Below are 16,313 nucleotides of genomic sequence, written 5' to 3' on the forward strand. Positions count from 1 at the left end.
CGCTGTCACCGATGGTGATCGCGGGAGATTTTTTTGGCCCCCTCCTTGACAGACAGCTACCGGCGGCAGGAAGCTGCACGACACGTGTTAACGATAACACGGCTAACGCGTACCTGTAGGGAGCCGCCATGTCAGGTAGTCGTTACCCCTTGCCCCTGCCCACTCTCGCCCGCCGCACGGTGCTCGCAGCCGCCGTCGGCGCGGTCGCCACCGCCTGCGGAACCGCCGCGGGACAGCCCGCCGGGAAGGTCGCCCTGCACGGCGACAACGCCTCCTGGGAGGAGCCACTCGCCGCCGCGGGCCGCAGCATGGAGTCCGTGGCCGGCCTCGAACTCGTGCCCGAGGTCATTCCCTCGCTCGAGTCCTTCGAGCAGATCGTCAAGTCCTCGCTGCGCACCAACAAGACGCCCGACATGCTCAAGTACTCGTCCGGCTACCGGCTGCGGGACCTGGCCCGCACCGGCGGCATCGAGGACCTGACCCGCGCCTGGCAGAACGCCGAGCGCCGCGGCTGGGTCGACGGCTCGCTGCGCGAGGCGTTCACCCACCGGGAACGGGTCTACGGCCTGCCGATGAACATGAGCTACTGGGTCTTCTTCTACAACACCGAGGTCTTCGCCGAGCACGGCCTGTCGGCCCCGCGCACCTGGGACGCGTTCCTCGATACCTGCGCCAGGCTCAAACGGGCGGGCATCGTCCCGCTGCACGCGACAACGGACGGCCGCTGGCCGGCGTTCATCTGGTTCATGGAAGTGCTCAGCCGCCAGGACCCGGAGTTCTACGAAGGGCTGATGAACGGCCGGGAGGACTACACCGATCCGCGCGCGGAACGGGCCCTGGCGACCATCGCCGACTTCTTCGACCGCGACTGGTTCACCGCGCTGGACATGAGCCACGTGGACGCCGCCGCCTCAGTCGTGCACGGCACGCTCGGCATGATGCCCGGCGGCACCTTCATGACACCGAACTTCACCTCCGCGGGCGGCGAACCCGGCGGCGACATCGGCGCCTTCGTCCTGCCCATGGCCGATCCCGGGGCCCGGCCCGCGATGATCTTCGAGTCCAGCGCCCTGGTGTGCACCGTGAAGGGGCCCGACCGCGACGAGGCCCTCCGGGCCGCGGACGCCTGGCTGCACCCCGAAGTGTCCGCCGCGTTCTCCGGCACGCTCCAGGACGGGTCCCCCAACCCGCGGGTCGGCGCGGCCAATCCGCTGATCGAGGGCATCGTCGACACGGTCCGCGGGGACCGGCTGTGGCTGCTGAACCGCTTCTGGGAACTCGGCCCTCCCGAACTGGTCGAAGCCACCGTCGACGACCTCGCGGGCCTCCTGCTCAACCCGTCCTCCTACCGCTCGGTGCTGCGCACCATGCAGGGGCGGGCCGAGGAGGCGTGGCAGGTGTGGCGGGAGGCCGAGCAGTCATGACCAGCACCCTGAGCAGCGCCCCCGCCCCCCGCGACACCAGGACCCGGCGCCGCATCCCGCTGCGCAAACCCCACCGGGCGCCGCACCGCACCGGACCGCCCGCCGCGTTCGGCGGCCCGCTGACCGCGATCCCGTGGGCCCTGCCCGCCCTGGCGCTGGTCGGCGTGCTGCTGGTCTACCCGTTCGTGCGCAGCGTCTACGGCAGCTTCTTCGAGGACAACGGATTCACCAGCCGCTGGACCGGGCTCGACAACTACACGCGCCTGGCCGACGACCCGATCTTCTCGCGGTCCGTCCTCAACACCCTGATGTGGGTGGCGGGAACACTGCTGCTGCCGGTGCTGCTCGGGCTGCTGATCGCGGTGGCCACGCACCGCATGCGTCTTGGCGTCGTGGCACAGCTGGTGATCATGCTGCCGTACGCGATCTCCGGCGCGGCCACCGCCGTGCTGTGGGACTTCATGCTGACCAGCGACGGTGCCGTCAACCAGGTGCTGCGCGCGGTCGGGCTCGACGGGCTCGCGCACCCCTGGCTGCTGGAGTGGCCGCACAACACGCTGTCGATGATCGTGGCGAGCACCTGGCAGGGCACCGGGCTGAACGTGGTGCTGTTCGCCATCGGGCTGCGCGCGATCCCGCGGGAGACGGTCGAGGCCGCGCAGCTGGACGGGGCGTCCGGCTGGCGGATGTTCCGCTGGATCACGCTGCCGCAGCTGCGGGCCGTGACAGTGGTGGTCGTCGGCATGGCCATCGTCAACAGCCTGAAGGCGTTCGACATGATCTGGATTCTCACCCAGGGCGGGCCTTCGCGCTCCTCCGAGACGCTGGCGCTGACGATGTACCGGGAGACGTTCCGCCTCTTCCACGTCGGCTACGGCTCCGCCATCGCCCTCGTCCTGACCGTCATCGTCGTGGCCTCCGCGTGGATGTATCTGCGCCGCCAGATGCCGTCCGCCGCCAGGGACTGAGGAGGGATTCCGATGGGACGCACGATGCGCAATCTCTTCGTCGCCGGCTGCGTGGTGCTGTGGCTGGTGCCGCTGTACCTGCTGATCGTCAACGCGCTGACCCCCGCCGGCGGCTACACCGGCGAACCGGACTGGCTGCCGGGGGACTTCGCCCTGCTGGACAATATGAAAACCGCGTGGGACGAGGCGGCGATCGGGGACAGCTTCCTCAACTCGCTGCTCTACGCGGTGGTGTGCGGCGCCGCGGCCGTACTCGTCGCGGCGATGGCCGCGTTCGCCGTGGTGGTCCTGCCCCTGCCGCGGCCGGCCGCGTGGTTCTGGCTGATCTACTCGGGCACGGTCTTTCCGCTCCAGATCTTCCTGGCCCCGCTGTTCGGCCTGTACGCCGACGCGAACCTCTACGACACGCGCCTGGGCCTCATGCTGATCTACGCCGCCTGGGCGGTGCCGTTCGCGTTCTTCCTGATCCGCAACCAGATGACCACGATGCCGCCGGAGGCCACGGAGGCGGCCATGCTGGACGGCGCCTCCTTCACCCGCATCTTCTGGTCGATCCACGTGCCGCTGCTGCGCTCGGGGCTCGGCGCGGCGTTCATCTTCCAGTTCACCGCCGTCTGGAACGACCTGCTGTTCGGGATCACGCTCACCCGCAGCCCCGAGGTACAGCCCGTGATGGCCGCCCTGACCACCCTCAACACCGCCTACAGCGCCTCGGGGCCGCCGGTGATCCTCGCCGGCGCGCTGATCGTGTCGCTGCCCACCCTCGTCATCTTCCTGGTGTTCCGCGGCCTGTTCCTGCGCGGCGTCACCGCAACCGCACGCTGAACTCGGAGAGATATCCATGACCACTCGTGCTCTCGTCCGCACCACTGCCTGGGACAACGACCGGATACGTGACAGTCTGCGGGCCTCGGTGGTCTCCGCGGAGGGCACCCTCGGCGGCGTCCCCGTCCGGCTGACCCAGGAGCCGCTGCTGCGCCGCGCGGCCGGCGGCGGGCTGCTCCAGTCGCTGCGCGTCGAGGCGGCCGGCGGTGCCGCGCCGCCCGCGCGGCTCACGGTGCGCACCGCGTCCTCCGGCGCCCTCCCGGTCGAGCAACTGGCCGGGCCGAACGGCTCGGTGCGGCTGCTGGTGCCGGCCGTCGACGCGGCCCGCCGGGTCACGGTGACCGCGGACGGCGCCGCCGACCCGTCCGACGGGGTGGAGGTGGAGCTGACGCCGCAGCGGCAGTGGACCATCCACCTGGTGCACCACTCGCACCTGGACATCGGCTACACCGACCCGCAGGGCCACGTGCTCGCGGAACACCTGTCGTTCCTCGACTCCTGCCTCGAACTGACCGGCGCCACCGACTCCTGGTCGGAGGAGTCGAAGTTCCGCTGGTGCGTGGAGTCGCTGTTGTCCTTCCAGCAGTGGGCCGACGCGCGGCCCGTCGAACAGGTCGAGGAGTTCGTACGGCGGGTCCGCGAGGGCCGCATCGAGCTGACCGCGATGCCGTTCAACCTGCACACGGAGACGTGCTCGACGGACGAGCTGCACGAACTGCTGCGGCCCGCCCGCGAGGTGGCGGACCGGTTCGGCGTCTCCTTCACCTCCGCGATGCAGACCGACGTGCCCGGCTCGGTCGTGGGCCTGGTGGACGCGCTGGCCTCGGCCGGGGTGCGCTACCTGTCCGTCGCGCACAACTGGGCGGGCCGCTCCGTTCCGCACCTGGTGGGCGGCGACAAGCTGCCGCGTCTCTTCCGCTGGCGCGCGCCCAGCGGCCGCAGCGTGCTGGTGTGGATGACCGATACCCCGCACGGGCTGGCCTACATGGAGGGGCCGCTGCTCGGCTTCGACACCGACTACGCCTCGGTGGACGACCTGCTGCCGGCCTACCTGACCTCACTGGCGAACAACCCCTACCCGTACGAGGAGGGCGTCTTCGGCTGGCCGATGGACCGCGAGCAGATCTCCCGGGAGCCCTACCAGTGGGACGTGCTGCACCTGCGCGTGCAGGGCAAGTTCGGCGACAACGCGCCGCCGCGGCGGATCATCGCGGACACCGTGCGCCGCTGGAACGAGACGTGGGCCTACCCGCAGCTGCGGCTGTCGCGCAACGAGGACTTCTTCACCGACGCCGAGGCGCGGCTCGGCGACCGCATCCAGACCTTCGAGGGCGACTGGACCGACTGGTGGGTGGACGGCGTCGGCTCCGGCGCGATGCCGCTCTCGCTGGCCCGCACCGCGCAGGGGGTCGTGGCGGACGCGCAGACCATCGGAACGTTCGCCGGGGTGCTCGGCGCGCCGGGCGCCGAGGACGACACCCGCGACGCGGCCGGGGTGTACGAGGCGGTGTCGCTGTTCGACGAGCACACCTGGGGCGCGAGCGACCCGTGGACGCACGGGCACGACCACGGGCACTCGGGCGAGGACCAGTGGCACTGGAAGTACGGGCAGGCCAGGCGCGGCCACGACGACGGGCAGTCGCTGCTGAACCGCGCCACCGCGCGGCTCGGCCAGCGGCTGGCGCGCCCGGCCGGCGCGGCGGCCGCGTTCCACGTGGTCAACACCTGCTCGTGGACGCGCACGGAGGTGGCGCGGATCTTCCTGCCCGAGAGCAGCGTGCCGCTGGAGCAGCCGGTGGCGGTGCTCGACGCGCGCACCGGGGAGCGCCTGGCGCACGAGGAGGAGCCGCAGGCCAACGACACGCACCGGGACGCGGGACGGTTCCTCGTGCTGCGCGTGACGGACGTGCCGCCGGCCGGCTCGGTGCGGCTGGACGTGGTGGCGACCGCCGAGGACGGGAACGGCGGGGACGGTGCGGTGCCGGACTCCATCATGCGCCGGAACCCGACGGGCACGACGGACCGGCAGGACCCGGCCGGGACGGCGGCGCGGGCGCTGGCGCGGCCGGACGCGACGGTGCTGGAGAACGCGCACCTGCGGGTGTGCGTCGACCTGGCGCGGGCGTGCGTCGCCTCGATCGTCGACAAGGCGAGCGGGGCCGAACTGGTGCGGCAGGACGCGGTGGTCGGCTTCAACGGCTACCTGCACGACAGCTACACCACGGCGGGCGCGTTCAACCACAACTCAAGCCGCACCACGGCCTCCGACCGGCTGGAGCACCTGGGGGTCCGCGCGGTGGCGCCACCGGCGGCACTGATCGACCGGCGGTCCACGGCGGTGGCCGAGATCCTGGTGTACGAGACGCACCCCGCGGGCGCGAACCGGGTCCGCACCACGCTGACGCTGCCGCACGGCATCGCCAGGCTCGACGTGGCGAACAGCGTGGACAAGGACGCCACGCTGGGCAAGGAGAGCGCCTACTTCGCGTTCCCGTTCGCCTTCGGCAGCCCGCGGGTGCGGATGGAGGCGTCGGGCGGGGCGACCGGCAGCGGGCTGCCCGTGGTCCCCGGGTCCGCGCGGCACATGCGGGCGGTGCGCCGCTGGGTGACGCTGGAGGAGGACGGGCTGGCGGTGGCGTGGTCGACGCAGGACGCGCCGCTGGTGCAGTTCGGCAACATCGCGCTGCCGTACGCGCCGTTCCCCGCGACCCTGGAGAAGGACGAGCCGGCGACGGTGTTCTCCTGGATTCACAACAACCTGTGGGACACCAACTTCCCGAGTCAGCAGGGCTTCGAGTTCCCCTTCCGCTACAGCGTCGCGTGCGCCCCCGCGGAGCGGGCGGCCGGTCTCGGGCCGCGCACCGCGGCCGCGTTCAGCCGCCCCCTGCACGCGGTGCGCGCCCGCGGCGAAGCCGTCGCCGACGGCGCGGCGGCTGCCGCGCTCGGGTTCGCCGAGGTCGGGGACGCGCGCGTCCGGCTGGTCGGGGCGATCACTCCGGCGGGCGGGCGTTCGGTGCTGCTGCGGCTCCAGTCCTTCGCGGAGGAGCCGTTGTCCTGCCCGGTGCGCGTCCACTTCCCGGTCACCGCCGCGCACGAGGCCGACTACCTGGGAACGGCCCTTGGCGCGCTGCCGGTCGAGGACGGCCGGGTGACGGTGCCCGTTCCCGCGCTCGGCACGGCCGCGGTGCTGCTGGAGCGCCCCTGACCCGGGGCGGCTCCCCACCCCCTTCTGCTTCACGAGAGCAACGAACGCAAGGAGAACGCGTGTACCGGCTCGATCCGCGCTACCCCGCGGCGCCGCAGGCGGCCCTGGCCACCGGGTGGTCCGCCGTGGCGGCGCGACTTCCGTCAGGCCCCGCGGTCGTCGCGGTCGAAGGACCGCCGTCCGTGAACTGGCCCGCCCTGGCCGCCCGGCTGCGGGAGGAGTTGACCGGCCGCGGGACCGCGGTGCAGGTGCTGGACGTGCGCACGCACTACGCGCCGCCGGGAACGGTGAGCCGCCGCACCCTCCCCGATGAGGCCGACGACCCCTATTTCCCCCGCCTGGCGGAAAACGCCCTGGACGACCTGTTCGACGCTCCGCCGTCCGTGCCGCGGCCCGCCGACGGGCTGCTGCTGGTGTACGGCCCGGGGGCGGCACTGACCGCGCACGACGTGCTGTGGTACGCGGACCTGCCGAAGCGGTACGCGGAGGCCGCGGTGGCGGCGGGCGGCGGGGAGAACCTGGGCCTGCCCGGCAGGCCGGCCGATCCGCGGCGGCTGTTCTACGTGGACTGGCCGATGCTCGACCGGCACCGGGACGCCCTGGCGCCCCGGATCGACGGGTGGCTGGACGTGCAGGAGGCCGGGGCGCCGACGTGGCTGGACGGGGACGGGATGCGGGCCACGCTGGCGCGGCTGGCCCGCCGCCCGGTGCGCACCAGGCCGTACTTCAACTCCACGCCGTGGGGCGGCCACTGGGCGCAGCGCGAGCTGGGTTTCGCTCCGCGGGCCCGCAACACCGCCCTCGGCTACGAGCTGATCGCCCCGGAGTCGGGCATCCTCGTCGGCGAGGGGCCGGGGCGCCAGGTGGAGCTGCCGTTCCAGCTGATGTGCGTGCTGCATCCGCGGGAGGTGCTGGGCGAGGCGGTGCACGCGGCGTTCGGCACCTCGTTCCCGATCCGCTTCGACTACCTGGACACGGTGGACGGCGGCAACCTGTCGGTGCACTGCCATCCGCGGGAGCGGTACATGCGGGAGCGGTTCGGCTGGTCCTACACGCAGCACGAGACGTACTACGTGACGTACGGCGGCCCCGACGCGCGGGTGTTCCTCGGCCTGCGCGAGGACGTGGACCTCGACCTGTTCCGCACGGAGGTCGAGAAGGCCGCGGCCGAGCTGGTGCCGATGCGCCCGGAGGACCACGTGCTGACGTTCCCCGCGGAACGCGGGCAGCTGTTCATGATCCCCGCGGGCACCCCGCACTCCAGCGGCGCGGGGAACCTGGTGCTGGAGATCAGCGCCACGCCCTACCTGTACAGCCTGCGGTTCTACGACTGGCAGCGCCCCGACGCGAACGGCCGCCCGCGCCCGCTGCCGTTCCGGCACGGCCTGGCCAACCTCGACACGGCGCGGCGCGGCGCGGCGGTCGAACGCGACCTGGTGCCGCGCCCGCGTACGCTGCGCCGCGGAGAGGGCTGGGAGGAAGAGGTGGTGGGCGCGCTGGACGAGATGTTCTACGAGGTCCGCAGATTCACGCTCCGGGCGGGGGCACGCGCCGAGGACGACACGGCCGGCCGGTTCCACGTGCTGAACGTGGTGGAGGGCGCGGGCGTGACCGTGGAAACGGCGGCGGGCGACCGGCACGAGCTGGCGTTCGCCGAGACGCTGACCGTGCCCGCGGCCGTCGGCGCCTACCGGCTGGTGCCGCACGGCGGCCCGGCGCGCGTGGTCAAGGCGCTCGTGCGGTGATTCCGGTACTCGACATCGGCGGCACCCACGTGACGGCCGCCCTGGTGGACCCGGCGCGGGCGGTGGTCGCCGCCCGCCGCCGGGACCCGCTCCTGCCGCACGGCGCCGCGGACCACATCCTGGGCGCGGTACTCGGCTGCGCCGCGGCGCTGCCCGCGCCGCCGGACGGCGTGTGGGGGGTCGCGGTGCCGGGCCCGTTCGACTACGCGGCCGGGATCGCGCGGTACGAGGGGGTCGGGAAGTTCGACAGCCTGCGCGGGGTGGACATGCGTGCCGCGCTGCTGACCGGGCTGCCCGGCCGTCCGGCGGGCGTGGTCTTCCTCAACGACGCGCACGCCTTCCTGGCCGGCGAGTGGCACGCCGGTGCCGCCCGGGGGCACCGGCGCTGCGTGGGCATCACGCTCGGCACGGGCGTGGGCTCGGCGTTCCTCGACGGCGGCCGGGTGTGCCGCGCGGGGCCCGGGGTGCCGCCGGACGGCCGCGTCGACCTGCTGACGCTGCGCGGGCGCCCGCTGGAGGACACGGTGTCGCGCCGCGCCATCCTCGCCGCGTACGGCGATCGGGACGCCGACGTCGCCGACATCGCCGAGCGGGCGCGCTCCGGCGAGGAACGGGCCGGGCGGGTGCTCGGGGAGGCGCTGCGCGACCTTGGCAGTGTCCTGGCACCCGCTCTAGACTCCTTCGGTGCTTCCGGGCTCGTGGTCGGCGGATCGATGGCGGGCTCCTGGGACCTCGTGGGTCCCGCGCTGCGGGCCGGCCTCGGCCCGGTGGCGACCGCCGTGACGGCGGCCGCCCTGGGCGCCGACGCACCGCTGCTCGGCGCGGCGCATGCCGCGGCCGGGAGCCGATAGCCGAGAAAGGACAGCCGGGCACGATGCCGCACGCGCCAGGGCACAGGGCCGATCGGCCGACTCTCCGGGACGTCGCCAAGCGGGCCGCGGTCAGCGCCATGACCGTCACCCGCGTACTGCGGGACGATCCGCGGGTGCTGCCGGGGACCAGGGAACGGGTGCTCGCCGCCGTCGCCGAGCTGGGGTACCGGCCGAACACGGTCGCGCGCAGCCTGCGGCTCGGGCGCGGCAGCGGCCTCGTCGGACTGGTCGTCACCAACCTGGCCAACCCGTTCTACTCGCGGCTGGCGCTGGGCGTGGACAGCGTGGTCGGGCCGCACGGTCTGAAGACCGTCATCGGGAACACCCGTCAGGATCTGGACGTCGAACGGGAGCTGGTGGCGGACCTGGTGGGCCGCCGCGTCGACGGCATCATCGCGGTGCCCGCGGGCACCGACCAGCGGCACCTGGCCGCCGCGGTGGCGCAGGGGGTGCCGGTGGTCTGCGCCAGCCGGCCGCCGGCGGGGTTCGAGGCGGACCACGTGCTGGTGGACGACTTCGGCGGGGCGCGGGAGGCGACGGAGCGGCTGCTCGCGCTGGGGCACCGGCGGATCGGCTTCCTCGGCCCGCCGGCCGCCGTGTACACCAGCACCGAGCGGCTGCGCGGGTACCGGGCGGCGCTCGAAGCTGCCGGCCTGCCGGCCACGGACGACGTGATCAGCCAGGGGCAGCAGGACATCGCCACCGCGGAGCGGGCCGCGGCGGGGCTGCTGGCGCTGCCCGCGCCGCCGACCGCGCTGTTCTGCTCCAACAACCGCAACACGATCGGCGCCTTCCGGGCGGTGAGCGCGGCGGGCGGCGACACGGCGCTGGCCGGTTTCGACGATTTCGAACTGGCGGACTCGCTGGGTCTGCCGCTGACCATCCAGGCGTACGACAGCGACGAACTCGGCCGCGAGGCCGGCCGGTTGCTGACCGACCGCATGCGGAACGCACCGGCCGCCGGGGGGGCACCGCGGCGGACGGTCGTGCCCACCCGGGCCGTTCAGTACGGCACACCGCGGCCCGCCCGGGCCACGGGCGGGAGCGGGACGGCACCGGCCTGACCGGAACGGTGACCGGGGCGGTGCGGCGCCCGCCGGCCGGGCTGCCGGGCGCGCCCGGCAGCCCGCGGGCGCGGGGCGTCAGCCTTCGGCGTCCGCCGCCGAGAACGTCACCCGGTGCAGGCCGCCGGGCAGGTCGTTCACCACGTACAGCTCGCCCTCCGGCGTGGCGCCGAACGCGGTGACCTGCGTGGGGAACTCGCCGATGGTCGCGCTCTCGTAGCTGCCGTCCTCGGCCTGGCGCAGCCCCCACACCGTGTTCGAGCAGTAGTCGGTGGCGACGTAGGTGCCCTCGGCGAGGTCGGCGAACTCCGCGCCCCGGTACACGTGGCCGCCGATGACCGCGCAGCCCTCGACGGACGTCGGATAGGTGAACACCGGGTCGGTCAGCTCGGCGTCCGGCGCGCACTGGTCGGGGTTGAACTCCTCCAGGCCCTCACGGCAGGACCAGCCGAAGTTCGCGCCGCCCTCGTCGGCGCCGATGTGGTCGATCTCCTCCTGACCGCCCTGGCCGACGTCGCCGATCCACAGCGAGCCGTCCGCCGGGTCGAAGGAGAAGCGCCACGGGTTGCGCAGGCCGTAGGACCAGATCTCGCCGCGCGCGCCCTCGACGCCCGCCAGGGGGTTGTCCTCGGGGATGCAGTAGGCGAGCTCGCCGCAGGTGGCGCTCACGTCGAGGCGCAGGATCTTGCCGAGCAAGGTGTCCGTGCGCTGCCCGTTGCCCGCGGGGTCGCCGGCGCCGCCGCCGTCCCCGATGCCGAAGTAGAGGTGGCCGTCGCTGCCGAACGCCAGCTGGCCGCCGTTGTGGTTGGCGTACTGCGCGTGCTCCTGGGTGAGCAGCACCTCGTGGCCGCCGTCGGCGAGGTCGTGGCGGGCCAGCGTCACCGCACCGTCGGGCAGGGCGGTGTAGGCCAGGTACACCTGCCCGCTCCCGGCGAAGTCGGGCGGCGTGGCGATGCCGAGCAGCCCGCGTTCGTTGCCCGAGTTGTCGACCCGGTCGCCGATGTCGAGCAGCGGCTCGGCGGCGAGCCCGCCCTCGGGGTCGTAGGCACGGACGGTCCCGGCCTTCTCGGTGATGAACAGCCGGCCGCTGCCGTCGTCGGGGGCGGCGACTGCGGTGGGGCGGGCGAGCCCGGAGGCGACCTGGGTGGCGCTCGCCGCCAGTTCGTCGAGCGGGAGGGCCGCCGCCCGGGCGGGCGGCTCCTGCCCCGGGTCGTCGGAGGCACCGGCCGTCCAGCCGGTGAGAGCCAGGGGGATCGGTACGGTCAGGGCGAGGGCCGCGAGCAGGCGGCCGGTCCGGCGGCGTGGCATATCGACTCCAGGAATGTGGGGGCTTCCTTGTGACGATGGCGCTGAGGCCGTCATGTGACACGTGCGACGGGCGAGTTCGGACGCTACCCCGACTGCCGCCCGCCCCGCCAGAGGCCCTCGTCCGGTAAGGCAGGCCGACGCCGCCGCGGAGCGCCTGCGGGAAAACGCGTGCGCCGGGTGGCGGCGTGCCGCTGCGCGGGGGCGCCGCCCCTGGGTGCCGGTATACCGGTGCCATGACCGGCATCAGGCTCCTGCGGCGGGCGCTGCCCGCCGCCGTTCTTCTGCCCCTCGCCCTGCTCGGCGGCGCCCCGCCCGCGGCGGCGGCCCCGGCCGATCCGCTCCACCGCGTGGCCCAGGCGTCCGAACGGCGGCTGGCCACGGCCGCCGACGTGGCCGCGGTCAAGTGGGCCACCGGGGCGCCCGTGGACGACCCGGCGCGCGAGGACGAGGTGCTCGCGCGCGGGCGCGCGCTGGCCGCGGGCGCCGGACTCGATCCCGCCGTGGCGGAACGGGTGCTCGCCGACCAGATCGCGGCGAGCAAGACGGTGCAGCGGGCGTTGCACCGGCGGTGGGCCGTAGGGCCCGCGTCGCGCCCGGCCACGGAGCCCGGCGGGCTGGCGGGGGTGCGCGGGGAGATCGACGCGGCGGACCGCGCGCTGGTGGCGGCGCTCGCCGCGGCGGCGCCGCAGCGGGACGCGCCCGCGTGCGCCCGGCGGCTGGCCGTCCGGCGCACGCACGTCGCCCTGGAACGCCGCCTCGACGGCCTGCGTTCCAGGGCGCTCGCGCAATCGCTCGCGTCCGTGTGCCCGGGGGCCGGTCCCCGGGCACCGGGCGTCAGCGCGCCGGGGTGACCGGCGCCTCGTCCTGCGTCTCGCCGGCGTCCCGCGGCCCGTCCTTGGCCAGGCTCCGCGGCTCGGCGCCCAGCTCCGCCGCCGCCTCCCCGGACGTCTCCTCCGGCGTCTCCCCGGCCTCCTGAAGCCGTGCGGCCTCGGCCTCCTCGGCGAGCCGCTCGGTGCCGCTGGTGGTCTTGAGCGGCTTCTCCTTGATGAAGAGGACGACGATCAGCGCGATGGCGGCGAACGGGGTGGCCACCAGGAACAGGTCCGCGGTGGCGGTGCCGTAGGCGTCCTGCACGACCTCCCGCACCGGCGCGGGGAGCATCGCGATGTCGGGCACGGCGCCGTGCCCGCCTCCGCCGCCCTCGCCGCCGCCCTCGGCGCCCGGGAGGTTGGCGGACATCTCGCTGGCGACCCGGTTGGCCAGGATCGCGCCGAGGACGCTGGTGCCGATGGTGCCGCCCATGCTGCGGAAGAACGAGAGCACGGAGGTGGCCGCACCCAGGTCGGCGGCCGGCACGTCGTTCTGCGCGGCCAGCACCAGGTTCTGCATGAGCAGGCCGACGCCGATGCCGAGGACGGCCATGTAGAGGCTGAGCAGGCCGAAGCCGGTGTCCGCGTCGACGGTGGCGAGCATGGCGAGTCCCGCGGTCATGGCCACGCCGCCGACGACGAGGTAGATCTTCCACTTCCCCGTGGCGGTGATGAGCTGGCCCGCGACGGTGGACGACACCAGCAGGCCGAAGATCATCGGCAGGCTCATCAGCCCGGCCACCGTCGGGGACTTGCCCAGCGCGACCTGGAAGTACTGGGACAGGAAGACGGTGCCGCCGAACATCGCCAGGCCGACCAGCAGGCTGGCCACGGTCGTCAGGGTGACGGTGCGGTTGCGGAAGATGCCCATCGGAATGACCGGTTCGGGCACGCGCGTCTCGACGATCACCGCGGCCACGAGCAGCAGCACGCCGCCGCCGGTCAGTACGGCCGTCTGCCAGGACGCCCAGTCGAACTGGTTGCCCGCGAGGGAGGTCCAGATCAGCAGCGAGCACACGCCCGCGACGATGAGGAACGCACCCAGGTAGTCGATCTTGACGTCCCGCCGCAGAGTGGGGAGCGACAGGGTCCGCTGGAGCAGGAAGATCGCGGCGGTGGCGAAGGGCACCCCGATGAAGAAGCACCAGCGCCAGCCGAGCCAGGAGGTGTCGACCAGCAGGCCGCCGATCAGCGGCCCGGCGACGGTGCCGACGGCGAAGACGGCACCGAAGATCCCGGCGTACTTGCCGAGCCGGCGCGGCGGGATGACGGCGGCCATCACGACCTGGACGAGCGCCGTCAGACCGCCCGCGCCGATGCCCTGCACGACGCGGCTGAAGATCAGCACCTCGATGCCCTGCGAGAAGCCGGCCACCAGCGAGCCGACGACGAACAGGGCGAGCGAAGCCTGAAGCAGCAGCTTCTTGTTGTACAGGTCGGAGAGCTTGCCCCACAGCGGGACGGTGGCGGTCATCGCCAGCAGTTCGGAGGTGACGACCCAGGTGTAGGAGGACTGGCTCGCGCCGAGGTCGGTGATGATGCGGGGCAGCGCGTTGGCCACCACGGTGCCGGCCAGGATGGCGACGAACATGCCGGCCATGAGACCGGACATGGCCTGGAGTATCTGGCGTTCTGTCATGGGCGACGGTGCGTTTTCCGGCACCTCTGTTGTGGTCACAACGTCCTTCTTCATGAACTGTGCGGTGAGGGAAGAGGGGAAAGCGGTCCGACGCGGGCCCGCGGGGGTCAGCGGTCGTCGGGGGGCGGCGCCGGCAGCCCGGCGGCCAGGTGCGTGAAGACCCGCTCGAACACGGCGAGGAACGGCACGGTGGCGCCGGCGGCGCTCCAGTGCTCGATGGAGATGCGCACCGCGGTACCGGCGACCGCCGCCAGCAGGCGCGGGTACAGTCCTGGCCGTTCCGGCTCGGGGGAGCCGGGGTCGAGGCGCTGGGCGATGGCTCTGGCCAGGCCCTGCTCGTCCTCCAGGTGGGCGCCGAGGGTGCGGACCATCAGGTGGGGGGCCTGCTTCAGCACCTCGGCGCGCAGGTTCCACACCTCGTGATGTCTCTCGACGTCGGCCAGTTCGTCCGCGAAGGCGCGGTGGACCGCGGTCAGCGGGTCGAGGGACGGCGGCGCGGCCAGGACGGCCTCCCGAATCCGCGTGCCGACCTCGGCGTCGATCGTGACGAAGGCGTCGTCCCGGCTGTCGAAGTAGTTGAAGAAGGTCCGCGGCGAGACGTCGGCCGCCTCGCTGATCGCCTCCACGGTGACGTTGTCCACGCCGTGCTCGGCGGCGAGCCGCACGGCCGCCTCGGCGAGCGCCGCTCGCGTGGCCCGCTTCTTCCGTTCCCTGAGCCCCACCGGAGCGCCCGCATCCTTCACGCCTTGCAGAGTATGAAAAAATGCAGAGAATGCAAAATCCCTTTTCCGGTCCACGAGCCCCGGGGAACGACCACGGAACGCGTCGAGATCAAACAAGTATCCGCAAGATACTTCGCCAACCCACGGAAACCTCCATAGAGTGCCGGAGGCATCCGGTGTTCGGATGCACACCACCAGGAAAGGACCAGTGCGTTGGCCATGCCGACCTCGACGAACGGCACCCACCGCCGGTACGCGCTCCTCGGCACCGGGAGCCGGGGCCGTGACTACGTGCGCGCCCTGTGCCGCGACCACCGGGACGTCGCCACGCTCGCCGCGTTCCTCGACCCCAACCCCGGACGGCTCGACTTCTACCAGGACCTCGTGCGCGACCTGGGAACGGGCGTGGCCCCGCCCGCCCAGTACGGCGCGGACGACGTGGAACGGATGATCACGGAACAGCGGATCGACCGGGTCATCGTGACGGCCCCCGACCACGCCCACGCCGACATCATCGTGCGGGCGCTGCACGCCGGCGCCGACGTGATCACGGAGAAGCCCCTGACCATCGACGCCGAGGGCACGCGGCGCATCGCCGCCGCGCTCGACGCCACCGGACGGGACCTGGTCGTCACGTTCAACTACCGCTACTCCCCCAGGAACAGCGCACTGCGCGAGCTGATCGCCTCAGGGGCGGTGGGCGAGGTCACCGGCGTGCAGTTCGAGTGGGTGCTCGACACCCAGCACGGCGCCGACTACTTCCGCCGCTGGCACCGGGAGAAGCCCAACTCGGGCGGGCTGCTGGTGCACAAGGCGTCCCACCACTTCGACCTCGTCAACTGGTGGCTCGACGACGCGCCCCGGCGCGTGTTCGCCTCCGGCGGGCTGCGCTTCTACGGCGCGCGGAACGCGGCGCGGCGCGGGCTCGGCCCCCGTCCCGAGCGCGGCACGACCGAGGGCAGCGCCGAGGACCCGTTCCTGCTGGACCTGCGCGACGACGAGAGCCTGCGCCGCCTCTACCTGGAGACCGAGCACCACGACGGCTACCTGCGCGACCTGGACGTGTTCGGCCCCGGCATCACCATCGAGGACAACCTCGCGCTCGTCGTCGACTACGCGGGCGGCGCCGCCCTCTCCTACTCCCTCAACGCCCACAGCCCCTGGGAGGGTTACCGGGTCGCGGTCAACGGGACGGCGGGGCGGGCCGAGCTGGAGGTCGTGGAGCGCGCCGCCGTGGTCACCGGCAAGGACGGGCACGTCGCGGTCGACCCCAGCGTCACCGCCAGGACCGCGGGCGCGGCGGAGGACAGCAGGACCGAGGGCGAACGGCTCGTGCTCCAGCGGCACTGGGAGCCCGCGCGCGAGGTGCCCATCCCTCAGGCCACCGGCGGCCACGGCGGCGGCGACGCGGAGCTGTACCTGGCCCTCTTCCGCGAGGTGCCGCCCGACCCGCTGGGCAGGGCGGCGGGCGTGGCCGACGGGCTGCGGGCCGTCGCGGTCGGCATCGCGGGCAACCGTTCGCTCGACACCGGCCTCCCGGTCCTGATCCACGACCTCGGCCTCGGCGGCGGCAGCCACACGCCTGGCTGACCGGCCGGCGGCGGGGCCGTTCCGCACCTCTTGACACTCCCTCACCTCGCGCCTATGTTCCTCGGCACGTGTTTGAATCGTT

At 73.4% G+C, this 16,313-nt stretch carries 12 protein-coding genes; 9 read left to right on the forward strand and 3 right to left on the reverse strand.

Annotated features, from left to right (window positions below; all coding sequences use genetic code 11):
• Positions 1-128 precede the first annotated feature (128 nt).
• From RM779_RS17575 to RM779_RS17605, 7 genes are read left to right on the forward strand one after another with little or no spacing between them, the layout of a single operon-like run.
• Complete coding sequence (locus tag RM779_RS17575; RefSeq protein ID WP_311618658.1) at positions 129-1,424, forward strand: ABC transporter substrate-binding protein; 1,296 nt, start codon at positions 129-131, stop codon at positions 1,422-1,424.
• Positions 1,421-2,392 (forward strand): carbohydrate ABC transporter permease, encoded by a 972-nt coding sequence (locus RM779_RS17580; protein WP_311618659.1) that lies wholly within the window; start codon positions 1,421-1,423, stop codon positions 2,390-2,392. The genes RM779_RS17575 and RM779_RS17580 overlap by 4 nt, the downstream gene beginning before the upstream one ends.
• A 12-nt stretch (positions 2,393-2,404) precedes the next feature.
• Positions 2,405-3,217, forward strand: coding sequence for a carbohydrate ABC transporter permease (locus RM779_RS17585; protein WP_311618660.1), 813 nt, complete (start codon positions 2,405-2,407; stop codon positions 3,215-3,217).
• 16 nt (positions 3,218-3,233) lie between these two features.
• Positions 3,234-6,422 (forward strand): glycoside hydrolase family 38 N-terminal domain-containing protein, encoded by a 3,189-nt coding sequence (locus tag RM779_RS17590; RefSeq protein WP_311618661.1) that lies wholly within the window; start codon positions 3,234-3,236, stop codon positions 6,420-6,422.
• A gap of 59 nt (positions 6,423-6,481) precedes the next feature.
• Positions 6,482-8,167, forward strand: coding sequence for a class I mannose-6-phosphate isomerase (locus RM779_RS17595; protein ID WP_311618662.1), 1,686 nt, complete (start codon positions 6,482-6,484; stop codon positions 8,165-8,167).
• Entirely contained in the window at positions 8,164-9,018 is an 855-nt protein-coding gene (locus RM779_RS17600) for an ROK family protein (RefSeq protein ID WP_311618663.1), read from the forward strand. Before RM779_RS17595 ends, RM779_RS17600 begins: the two co-directional genes overlap by 4 nt.
• A 23-nt stretch (positions 9,019-9,041) precedes the next feature.
• The gene (locus tag RM779_RS17605) at positions 9,042-10,103 is read left to right on the forward strand and encodes a LacI family DNA-binding transcriptional regulator (protein WP_077057746.1); all 1,062 of its coding nucleotides are present in this window, start codon (positions 9,042-9,044) and stop codon (positions 10,101-10,103) included.
• A 78-nt stretch (positions 10,104-10,181) separates the two neighbouring features.
• Here the strand turns inward: RM779_RS17605 and RM779_RS17610 are convergent, their stop codons facing one another.
• On the reverse strand, positions 10,182-11,411 hold the full coding sequence (locus tag RM779_RS17610) for a PQQ-dependent sugar dehydrogenase (protein WP_311618664.1): 1,230 nt from the start codon (positions 11,409-11,411) through the stop codon (positions 10,182-10,184).
• Between the two features lie 233 nt (positions 11,412-11,644).
• Here RM779_RS17610 and RM779_RS17615 point away from each other — a divergent pair, with 233 nt between their 5' ends.
• On the forward strand, positions 11,645-12,262 hold the full coding sequence (locus tag RM779_RS17615) for a chorismate mutase (RefSeq protein ID WP_311618665.1): 618 nt from the start codon (positions 11,645-11,647) through the stop codon (positions 12,260-12,262).
• Here the strand turns inward: RM779_RS17615 and RM779_RS17620 are convergent.
• Entirely contained in the window at positions 12,246-13,919 is a 1,674-nt protein-coding gene (locus tag RM779_RS17620; RefSeq protein ID WP_311618666.1) for an MDR family MFS transporter, read from the reverse strand. The two genes, RM779_RS17615 and RM779_RS17620, sit on opposite strands and share 17 nt — an antisense overlap.
• Before the next feature lie 107 nt (positions 13,920-14,026).
• The gene (locus RM779_RS17625; RefSeq protein ID WP_311618818.1) at positions 14,027-14,671 is read right to left on the reverse strand and encodes a TetR/AcrR family transcriptional regulator; all 645 of its coding nucleotides are present in this window, start codon (positions 14,669-14,671) and stop codon (positions 14,027-14,029) included.
• A gap of 189 nt (positions 14,672-14,860) precedes the next feature.
• On the opposite strand from RM779_RS17625, the gene RM779_RS17630 reads away from it, so the two are divergent.
• Positions 14,861-16,231: a Gfo/Idh/MocA family protein gene (locus RM779_RS17630; RefSeq protein ID WP_311618667.1), complete on the forward strand. Its 1,371-nt coding sequence runs from the start codon at positions 14,861-14,863 to the stop codon at positions 16,229-16,231.
• Positions 16,232-16,313: the final 82 nt, after the last annotated feature.

Origin of the sequence: Streptomyces johnsoniae (assembly GCF_031845565.1) — a bacterium.
Classification (GTDB): Bacteria; Actinomycetota; Actinomycetes; order Streptomycetales; family Streptomycetaceae; genus Streptomyces; species Streptomyces johnsoniae.